This window comes from Sphingomonas sp. 35-24ZXX (assembly GCF_000786215.1).
Taxonomy (GTDB): Bacteria; Pseudomonadota; Alphaproteobacteria; order Sphingomonadales; family Sphingomonadaceae; genus Blastomonas.
Window position 1 is genome coordinate 1 of sequence record NZ_JROG01000013.1, and the last position, 15,540, is coordinate 15,540.

Genomic DNA, 15,540 nt, shown 5'->3' on the forward strand with positions numbered 1-15,540 from the left:
CAACCGCCCGGCTCTATTCCCCGCTGGAGGAAAGCTGGGGGTCACGTCACTGGTCATGTGGAGCAGCAGTGCGAAGCCCGGCGCATGGTGGGTTTGGTCCGGTGTCAGAATGAAGCCGACCGGGAAGCCTATCGCATCGCATAGAGCGTGGTGTTGATGGCCTCGAACAGACCGGCATTGCGCCAGGCGTAAAAGTAGCGCCGCACCGTCGACACCGGAGGAAAGCATTTGGGCAAAAGTCGCCACGCGCACCCACTCGCGGCTACATAAAGCATCGCGTTGACGACTTCGCGCATGCCTGCCGTTCGAGGCCGGCCTCCACGCCTTGCCAGAGGCACGAATGGCTCTGCCAGCGCCCACTCCGCATCCGTCATATCCGATGGATATCGCAATCCCTCCCGGCTATGCTCGCGCCGGGCAATACCAGTCCATGTCACCATTCACTCCCATGGGCTTCAACTGCCCTTATATTCGGATGAAGAGCCTCCCCAAGCAGGCCGACTTGCAACGGCTACTCAATACTCATGTTCGCCATCGTCTCCGCCCCTTCAGAAGCACTATGGGCTTGATGCACAGCGACCCCGCCACGAGGGGGAAAATAGCCCCATCTCATTCTCATCATTACGCGATCTTTCGCTTAGCCGTTGCCCAGATTCGTGATAGCTCGTAGTAAAAACAGATAGCGCTTTTGCGTCGCCATTCGTCACCCAACAAAGACGGAAGACGAATTGCCGAGGCATGTTGCAAGAGAAAATTGGAACACCATTCGAACTCCGCTTCATTAGAAGAATGATAGCTATTTAAAATGGAACAATTAATGCCACCTAGTGCCTATAATGAAGCAATTAAAATTGGTTTTTTCCGCCGGCCGATTCTTCAGCCAGCGATCGCTTTTTGCGGCGCTTGGCTGTTTGTAGCTCTTCTTTACCAAATGAAATTTTCATATCTACTTATTTATGGTGGTTGGCAAGTGTTTTGGCCAACTTTCATTATCATAACTGGTTTTTTTGTAGGCTCCATACCGGGGTATTTTTTCAGTGTTGATAGAAATAGCGCATGGAGATCAAAACATTTTTCATTAACTCGAGGTGACCTAGCGTCAATAGAGAAGCGGCTAAATATTTTACTGATCTCATGGCTCATATTATCTATTTTAGAAATCATTTATTCGGGCGGCCTGCCACTATTCTGGCTATTTACTGGATCATCGAAAACCTATTTTGATTTTGGAATTCCTTCTTTACATGGATTGCTAAATGCAGTTATTTCTGCTTGCACCCTTGTTTCATTTTTGATTGCGCCATACGCTTCTCGATCGATATACAGATACATGCCGGCCTTATTGTTTATTTGGGCGATTATTGCAGTCACACGCAACTTAATTATCGTTAACGGATTGCAAATTTTATTTTTGTACGCTCTTACCAAAAGATCATTTAACCCCAAGAACGTAATTGGATTGTTTGTCCTTTTAATATTATCGGTAATTATTTTTGGATGGGTTGGAGATGCACGCAGCGGCGCCACGGCATTTTTAGGACTTGCTCGACCTAGCAATATGTGGCCCAGCTACTTACCATCTGGATTCTTTTGGGTTTATATTTACCTTACCACCCCCCTCAATAACCTTGTCCATCAAATGAACAGCATGATCCCGGAATGGAATTGGACATTGATGTATTCCACCTCGACGTTTTTCCCATCAGTTGTTCGCGACGCAATATATGGCGAAAATCACATGTTTAGAGGAGACTTGGTGCAAGAGGCCTTCAATGTCAGCACTGCGTTCAGTGACCTTTATCGTGATATTGGATACTATGGATTAGCATTCCTTTCTTTTATAATCGGATATTTTTCAATAAAATTCTGGAATGGCCGAAATATAATCGCACTTTTCTTCCTTGCGGTTATGATGCAGAATAATGTCTTAAGTATATTTTTTAATAACTATTTTTATTTACCAGTAATTTTCCAGTTTGCTGTTTTAGCATTTATTTTAAGAGGGATCACGGGTGTAACAATGGCCGAACCTGCAAAATGATGTTGAACCGCTATAGAATCTTAAGGTCTACGGCTATTTTTGGATTATCAAACTAGGCTGTGTTAACAAAAGATTTCAGCCAAAGACAGGCGGCGGCGAGGTTGAGGAAGCTCTCGAAGGATAAGACGGATTTGTAATAGCGGGTGCCGATACGGCGCTATTGCTTGAGCTTTCCGAACATGCGCTCCACGTGGTTGCGGTCACGGTAGCGGCGATAGTGGGGATGCTCTAGCACCTTGCGGTTCGATCCGGGTGGGATGATCAGCAAGATACCGCGAATCAGCAAGCTCTCCCGGAAGCGATCGCCGTCGTAGCCTTTGTCTGCCAGAAGCGTCTTGGATCGGCGACCGGGATCTCCATCAGCGGCTCAGCTGAGGTGTAATCGGAAGCCTCCCCGCCGGTTAGGATGAAGCCGAGAGGTAGTCCCTGAGTAAGCGCTGTTTTCCGCCCACCTTGCATCCTTGGTTGATTGAGGCAGACGGTGGGTTGGATGGAAGACAACAACCCTACGAGCGCACTGGAAACCCCCATTGGAGTGGTTCGGGAGCCTATTGGCCGTCCGGAGGTTCTGCGCGACATGGCTGGCCGACGGCGTATTTGGACGCTGGAGCAGAAGCTGGCGATTGTCGCTGAGCTGGAGCTTTGCGACAACATCGCCGCGTTTGCGCGGCGGCACGACATTCGGACATCATTGCTTTACACTTGGCGGCGAGAGCTCCGCTATGCAGTGGCAGCCCGCCAAGTAACGGATACTGATGGCGATCATCCACCGATGTTCGTGCCGGTCGTAGCCGACAATCCCAAGCCCAGGTCGAGCGATGTAGCGATTGAGGTCGAGCTTGGCGGTGCCGTGGTACGGATCATCTACACGCTGATCCAGACCGCAAAGCTCAACGACGTCGACCCGCAGGCCTGGCTCGCCGATGCCCTCGCACGCATCGCCGATCATCCCGCCACGCGGCTCGACGAGCTCCTGCCTTGGAACTGGACGCCGCGCTCCGCAGCGATCGCCGCGTAACCGGACTACGCGTCGGTCGGGCTCACATCGCGGCCTTCACCGGACGGATACGAGAGAGAAGGAGCTTGGCGGGCAACGCAGTCAGCGCCGCGCTCTTCTCGCGACCAAGCGCCGCCTCGAGTGCCGCCTTTTCGGCCAAAGCGCGCGCGCGACGCTCATCGAGAAGTTTGATGGCGCGGATGCCTCCCGCCACCGCCTGCCTGAGGAGGGCGCGATCGACCGCCTCGCCCTGTGTCATCCGCCGCGCGTGCCCTTCCACATTCACGCTGACTTCCTCGTCGAGCAGGCGCAACGTCCGCGCATTCTCCTCCGACAGGCCGTCGGGAGGCGAGCGCTGGGGGCTCTTCTTGCCCCGGCCCTTGAGGTTGCCCGACTGGCCCTTCGCCCAGCGGGTGTGTTTCAGAGGTTTGTTGTAGCCGGCTTCGTAATCGTCACCGTATGTGCGTGATCGCGCCATGACGCGTGCCCTTTCTGCAAAATTTTCAGGGAAAAGGGCCAGCCAGCGAACGTCACCCCCAAGGGGCGGCGCGGGCCTCATCCTGGAGGGCGTGATACGCCAAAACCGCCTCGCGGGTAAGACGCCCGCGCCGCAGTCCGCGCCCCCCCTCCCTACACGCCAGTCGCAATTCCCTGTTTCGGGGCCAACAATCCCCTGATCTGCGCGGCCAGGGAACTCACGTAATTCGACAAGAAAGTCAGTCGGCTGCGACCCGCTGCGAGGCACCGAGCAGGCACTTTGCATCAAGTTTCCTGCACAACAGGGAGGAGCAGAGAATACCCCCCTCGCCCGATAAGCTGAATTTGCGAATCTATACAACAGCCTACAACTACAGTGCCATACCTGGAGTACCACAGCAAAATTTACTCGGCAAATAAGTATTTGATATTACAGAGAGATGAGAAGCATTTCCATTGCAGAAGTGGCCTTTAACAATCACCGAGCAATCACGGGTATTGATTGCGCTCGGCCACACGGATATGAGGAAGGGCATGCAAGGTATTGCCGTGCTGGTGCAGCATGGCCTGAAGCGTAATCCCCATGGTGGCGATCTGTTCATGTTCCGCGTCCGCGCCGGATCGCTGATCACGATCGTCTGACACGATGGCATCGGCACGTCGCTTTACGCCAAGCGGCTCGAGAAGGGTTGGTTCGTTTGGCCTTCGGCGAAGGAGGGAGCGGTGTCGCTCACGCCCTCGCAGCTGGCCTTTCTCCTGGAAGGGATCGACTGGCGCAACCCGCAGTATACGTGGCGACCGATGAGCGCAGGATAATCGCCGCAGACGAGCATTTTAGCTTTGCTGCGAGGAGTGGATGATGATTCACTGCGGTCCATGGAAGCCGACATTTCGCTTCTTCCGGACGATATCGAAGCGCTAAAAGCGCTGCTGGTTTCCGCGCTCCAGAGGGCTGACGTAGCAGAGGCCAAGCTCGCCAACACCGTGGCCCAGCAGAGCGCCACTGAGGCGCTATTTGCTCACCGCAAGCTGCAGATCGCCAAGCTCAAGCGCGAACAGTATGGCCCCAGCGCCGAACGTAGCCGCCTGCTCGACCAGATGGAGCTCCAGCTCGAGGAGCTCGAAGCCGACGCTGCCGAAGACGATCTGATCGCGGAGGAAGCGGCAGCCAAGACCACCACGGTCACCGCCTTCGAGCGCAAGCGCCCGGCGAGGAAGCGGTTCCCCGGATCATCTACCGCGCGAGCGTGTCTTGGTGCCTGCGCCCTGCTCCTGCCCGGCGTGCGGCGGGGATCGCCTTTCGAAGCTCGGGGAGGACGTCACCGAGACCCTCTAGATCATCCCGCGCTCCTGAAAGGAGATCCAGACGGTGCGCGAGAAGTTCTCGTGCCGGGACTGCGAGAAGATCGCGCGAGCACCGGCACCCTTTCACGTTGTTCCGCGCGGATGGGCCGGGCCCAGCTTCATCGCCATGCTACTCTTCGAGAAGTATGGGCAGCACCAACCGCTTAACCGCCAGGCCGATCGTTTCGCCCGCGAAGGCGTGCCGCTCAGCGTCTCGACCCTCGCCGATCAGGTCGGTGCCGCTGCTCACGCGCTGATGCCGCTCTATAAGCTGATCGCGGCGTATGTTCTGCTGCCATTGATACAGGGATTCTCCATTGAAGCAGGATGCCTTTGTAGATGTCGCGTTTGTTGTTCTGGCTGTCTGATGAAGCATGGGGCGCTATCGAGCTCCACCTGCCGAAGAACCCGCCCGGAGCGCGGCGGGTCGATGATCGCAGGGTAATCTCCGGCATCATTCACATGCTCAAGTGGCGTGGCCGCAGGGCGGAATGCCCGCCCGAATACGGCGCGTCGACGACGGTCTACAATCGCTGGAACCGTTGGAGCCGGCGGGGCATCTGGACCCGCATCTTGGCGGCGCTGACGGAGGAAGGCTGGATCGCGGAGACGGGCCAGATCGACAGCAGCTACATCAAGGTCCACCGCTCTGCCGGTGGCGAAAAAGGGTGGCGCGGGCCAATGCCATTGGCATCTCGCGTGGCGGCCGGACAACCAAGATCCACGCGCTCGTCGATGTAATCGGGCGATCACTGTGCCTCGTCCTGACGCCCGGTAGCACGTCGGATGTGAAGGGCGCTGACCTGCTGATCGGCGAATCCGTCGGAATGAAGCGGGTAATCGCCGACCGTAGCTACGATGCAAACCGCATCACGGCCGCCTTGCGCGAACAGGGCACCACCCCTGCCATCCCCGGCCGCCGCAACCGCAAGCGCCCTATCCTGTATGACGAACGCCGCTACAAGAACCGCTGGCGAGTCGCGGCCATGGTCTGCCGCCTTAAGGACTTCAGCCGCATCGCTACCAGCTACGACAAGCTCGCCAGAAACTTCCTGTCAGCCTTTAGCCTTGCAGCATAGGTCGCCGTCTGGCTGTGATTGTGTCTCCACCATAGCTTACCAACAGCACCGTCCGACTGTTGTGGCATGAGATATAGATTGCACGAACATCAGCTAGATCGGTCATCGCGTAACATTAAGTGCAGTGCGCACCTCAAGCAAATCTAATCAAGGTTGGTTAATATAATTGCCAAGGCCATTAACCATATTCGTTTTACTATTATTAGTATAAGGGAATTCACTTTCACGTGAAGAGAACTATATTTTAAACTATTTGGGCCACAAGGCGACGCAACGAATTCTTTCGTCGCTTTAGATCAGGCCCAAGCTATGACACTGCTTTCCCGGTTACTCGTTCGTAGAAGAACATTTGCTGCTGCGGCGCTAGCGACCATTGGTCTGTGTGCACCGCTAGCCGCGAAGGCTGAAGAACATAAAGCAGAACCCATGAACCAATTGGCCGGCGCTATCTCTGATGCGCCCATGATTGCCGCATCGCCAGCTTATGTAAATTCGCTTTCTCGGCAGCACGAGAACGGAGAAACTGAAGCATCCGAGCCGACAAGCGTCCCATTTCGGTCCGAAACAAGCGAGGAGCGCCTTTACCGGATCGCATATCAACTCAGCCTAGCCAACGCTGGGCGGTGCTCACAGCCTGAAATGCTCACCGGATTATCGCTACATGACATTTCGGCTTACGCTGAGAAGGAACGCCCCGCGCTTGAACGCCAGTTTCATATGACTTTGGGGTTCGGTGTCCGCATGGTTGTGCCAGGTAGCGTGTCGGCCAAGGCAGGCCTGCTTCCGGGCGATACGATCATTCAGGTCAACGGAGAGGACCTCAGTTCGTTTAAGGCCGGACTGATTCGCCGGCAGGCGCACTACGCCCGCACGGCTGAGTTTGAAACGTTGCTTGATCACGCGCTTAGAAAAGGACCGGCCCAGCTTCTTGTTCGCCGTGCAGGAGCCACACTGACTGTATTGATGGAAGCTGTTGACGGCTGCGGAGGCAAGCCAGTGTTCTACGAGAAGGGCGGATTGAACGCCTGGGCTGACGGCACCTATGTTGCCATCACAGAAAAGATGATCGACTTTGCCCGAACCGATGACGAGCTGGCCTTCGTCGTCGCACACGAGATGGGACACAACATCCTCGAGCATGGTAACAAATTGCGCGGTCGGTCTATGCTGCTTGCTTCGCTTGGCCTTGCCAGCGGAAAGGTGAAAAACACCGAAATTGAAGCAGATGCATTGGGAGCGCGGATCCTGTCCAAGGCGGGCTATTCCATTGATGGAGCGCTATCGGTTCTGGATCGTTCGCGCTCCAGACAAGCACTCACGTTGTCCTTCACGCACCCTAGCATCAACAGACGCATGGCAGTCGTCAAGAACGCCGTCGAAGGGACCGAATTTGCCGAGAACATGCGCGGAAACACCGATGGTGTTGATGAAGCTCTCTCGAATATTGTCGTCCTGGCAACATTCGAAAAGGCTTTGTTGCCGTCGGCGCTGGGGCATTTTCAAAACGCTAAGGCGACAGATACCATGAGCCTTGAACCGGGAGACACTGAGGTTAACCTCATGCTGGCACCGTGGTGGCAGCTTCAGACGTCAGAGATCGTGATGGCAGGCGTTGATGATGCCCTCAATCCGTCTTATTCATGATGTTGCCACTCCGCAATTTTCTAGGTCGTGTTGACAAAAGGGATTCCCAAGCGGGCCGAGTTCAGATTCATGGCTACTCCTTGGGGAGCAGTCATGGGCCGTGGGGACCTGTCAGATGCGGAATGGGAACTGATCGGTCCCTTGTTGCTATCTGAGCGAGGGCGCTGGGCCCGCCCATCTGGCGAAAACCGTATTTTTCTCAATGGTATGCTTTACGTGCAGCGGGTTGGTTGTCCCTGGCGCGACATGCACGAACGCTACGGCAAGTGGAACTTGGTCTATGTCCGGTTCCGGCGCTAGGCCGAACAAGGCGTCTGGGATGCCCTACTGCAAACGCTGGTCGATCTGGGGCTCACCGATGACTGGCAGCACATGATCGACAGCACCACGGCTCGCGGCCAGGTTTCGGCAGTGGGCGGAAAAGGGGGGCTTTTGCGCAGGCTTTTGGTCGATCACGCGGCGGCTTTACGAGCAAAGTACACATTCTGCCGATATGAACCGCCCCGGGTTTCCCGGAGGCTGTTTGGTTTAAGTTACGCAGCCATGGGCTGCTCGTCTATCGTGGCGTAATATCTCTGCTCGGCTTCGGCAGGTGGGATGTTTCCGATGGGTGCCAGCAACCGCCTGTGGTTAAACCAATCGGCCCATTCAAGGGTTGCGAACTCGACGGCCTCGAAAGATCGCCAAGGTCCGCGACGGTGGATCACTTCGGCCTTGTAAAAGCCTTTAATCGTCTCTGCCAAAGCGTTATCATAACTGTCGCCGACGCTGCCGACCGAAGGCTCGATGCCAGCTTGGGCGAGGCGCTCAGTGTATTTGATCGAGACATACTGGCTTCCGCGATCGCTGTGATGGATCAGCCCGCCGCGATGAACTGGCCGCCGGTCGTGCAAAGCCTGCTCCAAGGCATCGAGCACAAAGCTGGCATGCGCAGTCCTGCTGACCCGCCAGCCTACGATATAGCGGGCATAGACGTCGATCACGAACGCGACATAAAGCGCAGGCGGCGGCAGTGCCGGGGGCACTGCCCAAAGCCGAGCCCCGGCCCAGGTCGACACATTGGTGAAGTCCGAGACCCACAGCCGGTTGGGTGCCGGTGCGTGGAACTGGCGGTTGACGTGATCCAGCGGGCAAGGTGCCGCCTTGTCACTGATCGTGGTGCGCACCGGCTTGCCACAGATCACCCCTGCCAAGCCGAGATCACGCATCAGCCGCTCCACCGTACAGCGGGCAATGCAGTGCCCTTCACGCTGCATCTGCCGCTAGACTTTGCGCACGCCGTAAACCGCGAAGTTCTCGGCGAACACCCTGGCGACCTCTGGCTTGAAGGCGAGGTCACGCTTTGCCCGCGCCGACAGGCGCGATGGATCCTGTCGCTGCGCGACGTGCTTGTGATATGTGGAAGGGGCGATCGGCATAACATTGCAGATCGGCTCGACCCCATGAACCCCGCGGTTATCGTCGATAACCGCGATCATCGCTTGGACGGGCGGTCGAGCTCCGCCTGCGCAAAATATGCTGATGCCTTACGCAGGATCTCGTTGGCCTGCCGAAGCTCGCGGTTCTCACGCTCCAGCGCCTTGAGCCGGTCGGCCAGTTCGGTCGGCACACCGGCCCGCTTGCCGCTATCGACCTCGGCCTTCTTCACCCACTCCAGCAAAGTGTGCGCCGAACAGCCGATCTTCTCGGCAATAGATGTGACCGCTGCCCAGCGGGACGGATGATCAGCTTCGTGATCCAGCACCATGCGCACTGCACGGGCACGAGCCTCGGGTGAAAACTTGTGCGTTGTCTTGCTCATAAGGGCTCCACCTTCTCAGGAGTTGGAGCCTCCGACAATCCCGGGGCGGTTCAGCACTTCATCCTGTCCGACCCCTTCCTGACGGCCGGACTTTACTCAAATCTGGAGGACTTGCGGGCCTAAGACGAACCGAACGTTCAGTTTTCAACCACGTACGCCTCCATCGCGATAGGCCTCTAGCGTATCGCACGCCGTCTGTTCCCAACTGGGCATCGCTATTGCAATATCAGTAGCGTACGTTGTCATTCTTTGAAGAAATTCTTTATTCGTTAGTATGTGATCAAGCACTTTAGTCAAAGCTTTCACATCACCCGGCGGGACTAATAGCTCACTGCCAGCCAGTATATCCGCGAATAGTCCAATTTTTGAGGCGATCACAGGCTTGCGATAGGGTAGCGCAGTCACGAACACGCCGCTTGCATCAATCGCGCGGTAGGGAAAAATGAATACATCCGCAGATCGCATGATATCGTCGATTTCCATCTCTGGAACGAAGCGCCAATCAAAATCGAACAGCTCGTAGACTCCTCTTTCTTTGGCCAACGCTATCAAAGCCTCCCCGTCAATTTCCATTCGGCCTACCACACGGAACCGGACGTTCAAACGAGCTGTAGGCGTGAGATTTGCGGCAGCCTCGATTAGTAAATCAAGCCCCTTGTAATGCTTAATCATGCCAAACAGCAGTACATTGAGACGCTCATCAGGTGCCGGATTAACCTGTCTTGGACCTGTATATGGGTACCTGATCGGAGCATGATGTATCTGACGTAAAACCGCATCCTTGCGAGCATATTGGCGTAACACTGCTGCGCCCTGCTCAGTATGGGAAAACAGTATGTCGGCTCGTCGCACCAAATGCCTGAGGCCGATTCGTCGGCTGGATGCAACACGATCGCCGTTGGCAAGGACACTGTCGTGCATTGTCAATGCTACAGGTAGCCGTAGTGTTATCAGCAGTACAAGCTCAAGCAGTGGGAAGAAGCTCCATTGGAAATGTACCACGTCCGGATGCCAAATGGTCACTTCGCGACGCAGTGCAAAAAGCGTACGCGCGTAGCCTATTGCTCGCCCATAAACGCCATGCTTGGCTAGTTTAACCCAGCTTTCCGATAAAGGTAGGGAGCGATAGACTCCACTGGTCGCCGGCCATTGTTGATCGTCAGGCAGAGCCATTCCGGCCATCCTCACATCATGCCCCTGCGCGACCAGAGCTTCCGCCAACGCCGCATTGTATGGTGGTGTGAACGCCAGACAGTCTACCATCAATATTCGCATGCCAAACCCAATTCTAAATTTCTTACCCGCCCTATCTTTATGCCACTCGAACGCGCATGTGCAAATCACGTCATCAGCCATTTTCGTCGCTACCCGATAGCGTAATAATCGCGGGCTTTTCGAAAGGCGCAGATAATTATGCTGACGCTAGACCCACACCAGTAATCGAAGCAGCACATAAAGAATTCTGCATTTCACGAAACGCTGCAATAAGCGAATGACCATTTATTAAAAATGAACGCACCTTGCGAACATTAATGATCATCCGCATACGCTCGTCTTCTGAAAGCGCTGAGATACTACTCGGTATATCACGGAGCGACTCCACGCATATACCTAGCCCCAAATCGCTAACTGTTTGAGCAATCGCAGCATGTGTATTGCAGATGATCGGAAGGCCGACTGCGATATAAAGAGAATATTTATGAGGTTGGTTGAATCGTTGATATGTGCCCGTCGGGCCGGCTAAGCCATCAATGCTACACCCGTCCCAAACCAACCCCCAACCAATCTCCATAGAAAATTTCGGTTGCTCAGGGTTGAACGAGCCAATAAAGTCGTCTACCGGCAATCCAGCGTGACGGTCAAATCCTTGCCCTGAAAGGACTAGCCCTACGGTGCGACGAGTATCATAAATCCACGCAGACTTGTCTTGATCAAGAGATCCAGCAAACAAGATCTTGTTGGCAGTGGGCAGAACGGTTGGCACTGTGATATCTATGAGATAGTCCCAGGCCGTTAGGTAACTTCTACGCAAGGGAAAGTTTTCTTCATATTCTGCAATTTTATCAAGCCTTCCAGACACCATCACTCCTGAAGCGTAACGAAGATCAGAAATATCTTGTGTCGGCATTACCTGTCTGGCTTGATCAATATCATGCACTAATAGTATTAATTTATGCCGATAACGCATTAATCGGACTAATATTTGCGCGCTTTTATTATAAATTGGGAAATGTGCGACAATAGTAGATTTGGGATGAAAAAAAGAGAATAGAATAATGATAAATGCACGAAAAGCTGCCGACGCAAAATTTTTTCCACCTATCTTCAGTCGTCCCACGCCAAATTTTTGCAAAATTCTTGTTACATCTGACCTGGCTTTTGACCCGCCATGTATCTGCCCGCTAGCAAATTGATCCACGACGAACGTCCGTGTGGTTTTCAACGCAATTTCATTCGAATCTGCATCTAGCGATAACACCGATATCTCCAAAATTTCTGAATCGTAAAAACAAGGGTCATATCATGTTGACGGAAGTTCACTAGGTACACTACAATCAGAAATGTTGTTAGGCAAAGTAAAATTCTTTGAATTTTTTGGCCCAGCCCTGATACCAAATTGCGATAGGCCTGATTCAATCGTGGAATTTTTCCAAATTTTCGAGAGCCTGAACCAATGGCACTTCGCGTTGGGAGAGAGTGGCTCTGGAATCAGCGGTAGGATTGAGGCAAGATTTGACGGGACAACCCTGTGTCGTTTGGCGCGCCCATGGAAGGGCTTGAACCAGATAAGCCAGCTGATGGCATCGACCGAGATTTACCGCAGCGGTAGCGCGGCGCGGAAAGGCGATGTGGGTTTGCAGATCTTGACTGCGTGGTTCGGTTCAACGCCCGCAACCCTGCCGACCTGCTTGGCGGCAATTCGCCGGGGAAGCGGTCGCTACTGGAAAATGCCTAGAGTCGGGCATTTGCAGAGATGGTAGTGAGAGTTTCGATCCCGGCAATCCCATAGTTTCGTTTGCTGGCGCCTGATTGATCTGATGCAATGGCTGCATAATGAGTTTGCATTCTCGCTCGATGAGCTAACCGTAGGGCACGAGTTGAAGAAGCTAAGTTATGTCAAACTCGTAGCTGGACCTCGTCACCACCCTCAGCCCGTATTGGCTATTTACTTTAAAGAGTTGGCTGGTCCGGCAAGCGCCGTGATGGCCAGCAGGTCACGACCACCCCGCAGCGGCGGTTAGATCACCGTCACGCTGCCGGGGGCAGCGTGCGGGAACTTCGCAGAGAGCGCGTCCTGACTCGCTTCGCTCATGAAGGCCATTTACGGGGCGACAGCAGCGATCCGACTACAGCCGTACCGGTATACGCGTTCGACCAAACGATAGAACAATGCCGGAAGGGTCAGCGGCCCAATGTCGTGGCTGAGAACGATGTCGGACCAGGTAAGTTGCATATAGCCCACCGATAGCGGATCAAAGCAGCGCTGGTCACTTCGGTTTGCGAAGTAAAATGTGCGCCACCCTGCCCGCCTTCAATCGAAGCCGGGCTTCGCGGTTTTGCAGGCGGTTGATCTGCTTCGTAAAAAATCCCGCGGGCAAAGTGTGCAAGCGATACCGCCAGTACCAGACGACCCCCGACCGACTGCCAAGACCATTGACGATCTGATGGCCGATGAGATAATTGCCCGCATTGATGCGAACGGCGAACTTGAAATCGACGTAGAGCTTCCCGCAGACGCCTTGCGGGCCGCCCACCAGCTGTGCTCCAGTACGTCACCATCGTCGCTTAGGACAACAATGTCCGGGCCTGCTCCACGCTCAGGAGGAGACGCTCCTGCTGGATGCGCGCGCGAACCTTGCGATGAAGCGGATTAGCCCAGTGAATACCATAGAAAAATTTACTAGGCAAGTATGTGTCTGATATTATCGAAAATCAGATGAATTTCCATTGAAGAAGCGGCCTTTAATAATCACCGAGCAATCACGGGTAAACAACGATATGAACTGATGGGGTGGATGCCCCCTTCGGCGGCATCGTAAGATGTCAGACCAGCGGGATGTTGCGCTGTAGAAGGAGGAGCACATGACCGACGTCCACATTTTCGCGATCGACCTTGCGAAGCGCAGCTTCCAGGTCTGCGGCATTGCCCTGGGGGGGGGGGGCGATTCTATTCAACCGGATGGTTTCGCGTGCAAAGCTCGAGACCATCTTGCGCGTACAGGCGCCTTGTATCGTTGCGATGGCGGCATGCGCGACCAGCCTTTTTGCGGGCGTTTTGCGGAAAGTCTCGGCCACGAGGTTCGCCTGATACCTCCGATTTACGTCAAGCAGTTAGTCAAGCGGCAGAAGAATGATGCGGAAGACGCAGCAGCGATTGCTGAGGCCGCGCTGCGCCCGAACATTCATTATGTGGCCGTGAAGAGCGCTGAACATCAGGCCCGCGCGGTGGCGTTCAGAACTCACCAATCCTTCGTTGGGCAACGCACACAACTCATCAACGCGTGGCGCGGTCATCTTGCATCGTTTGGATTTGTCGTGGCGCAAGGGCCGGTCGGAATCAAAGCTATCGGCGGCATGATCGATAACGATATAACCCAGCCCCCGGACACGCTGCGCGATATTGCTCGCCTTTATCTGGACCAGATTGCGCTACTCACACAGAAGATCGACGAGCTACATCTCAAGCTGCGCGCGGCAGCCAAGGTTGACGATGCAATGCGGCGGCTTTGCACAATGCCAGGCGTCGGTCCTGTAACAGCGGGCGCGATCATGGCGTTTGCTTCCGATCGGCGCGCATTTGCAGGTGGACAGAACTTCGCCGCATGGCTTGGGCTGGTCCCACGACAACGAGCCACCGGTGGCAAGACGAGGTTATTGCAGCCCGCTGAAGGTTGCCAAGTCAGGCTACCATAACTCCCCAAAGAACGATACCATAGGTGATCCCAAGTGCAATAGGACCACAGGCGCGAGAAACAGAATGGATTAACCGCTCTAATGATTCAGTCATAGCACGGCGCGGCACATTTAACGGTATCGCCAATATGCCGAGCTGCTGCTCAATCTGTTCATGGAGTAGTCCAACTTGGCCACCTGGGTTATAGGTCACTTCTGGCCTACTCGAGGTAATATGCAAAGCCTTAGCGGCTTGTTCACGATGCTCCGGTTCTGCCATAATTGTTGCCTCCGTTCGCTGCCTCGCATGAAATGCTTAAAAGCGAGTTAAGACCTTAGAGCCCGATTCGGAAGTTCGTCAAATTTGACAGTATCTTGCGGTTCTGCGCGTGAGCATGCGGATTGAAGCTATGAGAGCCCATGCCGTGGACGAGGCGATGGACCTTTCCCAATCTTTGGCGAGCCGTCGGCAGGGACCGAGCCAAGCGAAGGTTCGCTCGACAACCCATCGGCGCGGTAGCACCTCGAAGCCCTTGGCTTCGCCATAACGCTTGATGATGTCAATAGTCCATTTGCCCATGCCGACAAGCGCGGATCGCAGTTTATCACCTGCATAGCCGCCGTCAGCGAACACATGGCGTAACCATGGAAACCGCGTCCGGACGGCAGCCAGCACATCGACAGTTCCATCGCGATCCTGAATATCGGCAGCGTGGACGAGGATAAAGATCAGAAAGCCGCAGGTGTCGGTCAGGATGTGTCGTTTGCGGCCTTTGACCTTCTTGCCTGCGTCAAACCCTGAAACTCCGCCACTTTCCGTGGTCTTCACCGACTGGCTGTCGATGACCCCGGCGCTGGGCGACGCTTCCCGCCCTTCGATTTCTCGCAAGTACATAACCAGTACGGTGTTGATGGCCTCGAACAGACCGGCATTGCGCCAGGCGTAAAAGTAGCGCCGCACCGTCGACACCGGAGGAAAGCATTTGGGCAAAAGTCGCCACGCGCACCCACTCGCGGCTACATAAAGCATCGCGTTGACGACTTCGCGCATGTCTGCCGTTCAAGGCCGGCCTCCACACCTTGCCGGAGGCACGAATGGCTCTGCCAGTGCCCACTCCGCGTCCGACAAATCCCCGCGGCCCATGACTGCTCCTCAAAAAGCAGTCTTGAATCAGAACTCGCGAGCCTTGGGAATCCCTTTTGTCAACACAGCCTAGTCAACTGCTGGCATTGATCGTTGACGGAGGAGTCGGATTGAAGCTAC

The 15,540-nt window shown here is 54.9% G+C and carries 10 protein-coding genes, 9 pseudogenes and 1 other annotated feature; of the genes and pseudogenes, 10 read left to right on the forward strand and 9 right to left on the reverse strand.

Features of this window, described 5'->3' with window-relative positions:
* Window positions 1-143: 143 nt before the first annotated feature.
* A pseudogene (locus tag LI72_RS18215) lies at window positions 144-440 on the reverse strand (transposase); the annotation flags it as partial.
* A gap of 365 nt (window positions 441-805) precedes the next feature.
* Here LI72_RS18215 and LI72_RS19760 point away from each other — a divergent pair.
* Window positions 806-2,041 (forward strand): O-antigen polymerase, encoded by a 1,236-nt coding sequence (locus LI72_RS19760; protein ID WP_081985253.1) that lies wholly within the window; start codon window positions 806-808, stop codon window positions 2,039-2,041.
* 157 nt (window positions 2,042-2,198) lie between these two features.
* Here the strand turns inward: LI72_RS19760 and LI72_RS20745 are convergent, their stop codons facing one another.
* The gene (locus tag LI72_RS20745) at window positions 2,199-2,327 is read right to left on the reverse strand and encodes a hypothetical protein (protein ID WP_443018137.1); all 129 of its coding nucleotides are present in this window, start codon (window positions 2,325-2,327) and stop codon (window positions 2,199-2,201) included.
* 291 nt (window positions 2,328-2,618) lie between these two features.
* Between LI72_RS20745 and LI72_RS20575 the strand changes: the two are divergent.
* Together LI72_RS20575 and LI72_RS20395 are read left to right on the forward strand one after the other, a co-directional pair.
* Window positions 2,619-2,771, forward strand: a pseudogene (locus tag LI72_RS20575) (transposase); the annotation flags it as partial.
* A gap of 135 nt (window positions 2,772-2,906) precedes the next feature.
* Window positions 2,907-3,059: pseudogene (locus tag LI72_RS20395) on the forward strand (transposase domain-containing protein); the annotation flags it as partial.
* 22 nt (window positions 3,060-3,081) lie between these two features.
* Here LI72_RS20395 and LI72_RS18230 read toward each other — a convergent pair.
* Window positions 3,082-3,516 carry a DUF5681 domain-containing protein gene (locus tag LI72_RS18230; RefSeq protein ID WP_033927409.1) on the reverse strand — a complete coding sequence of 145 codons (435 nt, stop codon included), beginning with the start codon at window positions 3,514-3,516 and terminating at the stop codon, window positions 3,082-3,084.
* A gap of 497 nt (window positions 3,517-4,013) precedes the next feature.
* Here LI72_RS18230 and tnpB point away from each other — a divergent pair.
* The 5 genes and pseudogenes from tnpB to LI72_RS20750 all read left to right on the forward strand — a co-directional run.
* Window positions 4,014-4,331, forward strand: a pseudogene (gene tnpB, locus LI72_RS18750) (IS66 family insertion sequence element accessory protein TnpB).
* A 60-nt stretch (window positions 4,332-4,391) separates the two neighbouring features.
* Window positions 4,392-5,151: pseudogene (locus LI72_RS19770) on the forward strand (IS66 family transposase); the annotation flags it as partial.
* Between the two features lie 47 nt (window positions 5,152-5,198).
* A protein-coding gene (locus tag LI72_RS19775; protein WP_156139715.1) for an IS5 family transposase occupies window positions 5,199-5,938 on the forward strand; the annotation gives its coding sequence in 2 pieces (ribosomal slippage) (window positions 5,199-5,529 and window positions 5,529-5,938; 741 coding nt in all).
* Window positions 5,939-6,247: 309 nt separating this feature from the next.
* Window positions 6,248-7,582 carry a M48 family metallopeptidase gene (locus LI72_RS18255; protein ID WP_081985257.1) on the forward strand — a complete coding sequence of 445 codons (1,335 nt, stop codon included), beginning with the start codon at window positions 6,248-6,250 and terminating at the stop codon, window positions 7,580-7,582.
* A 93-nt stretch (window positions 7,583-7,675) separates the two neighbouring features.
* Window positions 7,676-8,064 (forward strand): annotated as a pseudogene (locus LI72_RS20750) (IS5 family transposase); the annotation flags it as partial.
* A 51-nt stretch (window positions 8,065-8,115) separates the two neighbouring features.
* On the opposite strand, the pseudogene LI72_RS18760 reads toward LI72_RS20750, so the two are convergent.
* The 3 genes and pseudogenes from LI72_RS18760 to LI72_RS20180 all read right to left on the reverse strand — a co-directional run bounded on the left by LI72_RS18760 (window position 8,116) and on the right by LI72_RS20180 (window position 11,802).
* A pseudogene (locus LI72_RS18760) lies at window positions 8,116-9,383 on the reverse strand (IS3 family transposase).
* Window positions 8,986-9,102: a sequence feature (AL1L pseudoknot), on the reverse strand. It overlaps the preceding pseudogene by 117 nt.
* A gap of 144 nt (window positions 9,384-9,527) precedes the next feature.
* Window positions 9,528-10,739, reverse strand: a complete 1,212-nt coding sequence (locus tag LI72_RS19785; RefSeq protein WP_081985259.1) for a glycosyltransferase — start codon at window positions 10,737-10,739, stop codon at window positions 9,528-9,530.
* A gap of 55 nt (window positions 10,740-10,794) precedes the next feature.
* The gene (locus LI72_RS20180; RefSeq protein ID WP_156139716.1) at window positions 10,795-11,802 is read right to left on the reverse strand and encodes a hypothetical protein; all 1,008 of its coding nucleotides are present in this window, start codon (window positions 11,800-11,802) and stop codon (window positions 10,795-10,797) included.
* Window positions 11,803-12,406: 604 nt separating this feature from the next.
* On the opposite strand from LI72_RS20180, the pseudogene LI72_RS20755 reads away from it, so the two are divergent.
* Window positions 12,407-12,625 (forward strand): annotated as a pseudogene (locus LI72_RS20755) (hypothetical protein); the annotation flags it as partial.
* Window positions 12,626-12,871: 246 nt separating this feature from the next.
* On the opposite strand, the gene LI72_RS18275 reads toward LI72_RS20755, so the two are convergent.
* The gene (locus LI72_RS18275; protein ID WP_033927414.1) at window positions 12,872-13,138 is read right to left on the reverse strand and encodes a hypothetical protein; all 267 of its coding nucleotides are present in this window, start codon (window positions 13,136-13,138) and stop codon (window positions 12,872-12,874) included.
* 328 nt (window positions 13,139-13,466) lie between these two features.
* Here LI72_RS18275 and LI72_RS18765 point away from each other — a divergent pair, with 328 nt between their 5' ends.
* A complete protein-coding gene (locus tag LI72_RS18765) occupies window positions 13,467-14,297 on the forward strand; it encodes an IS110 family transposase (protein WP_197051971.1) in 831 nt (276 codons plus the stop codon).
* Here the strand turns inward: LI72_RS18765 and LI72_RS20190 are convergent.
* A complete protein-coding gene (locus LI72_RS20190; RefSeq protein ID WP_156139718.1) occupies window positions 14,284-14,556 on the reverse strand; it encodes a hypothetical protein in 273 nt (90 codons plus the stop codon). The genes LI72_RS18765 and LI72_RS20190 overlap by 14 nt on opposite strands.
* 78 nt (window positions 14,557-14,634) lie before the next feature.
* Window positions 14,635-15,420: pseudogene (locus LI72_RS18285) on the reverse strand (IS5 family transposase).
* Window positions 15,421-15,540 lie beyond the last annotated feature (120 nt).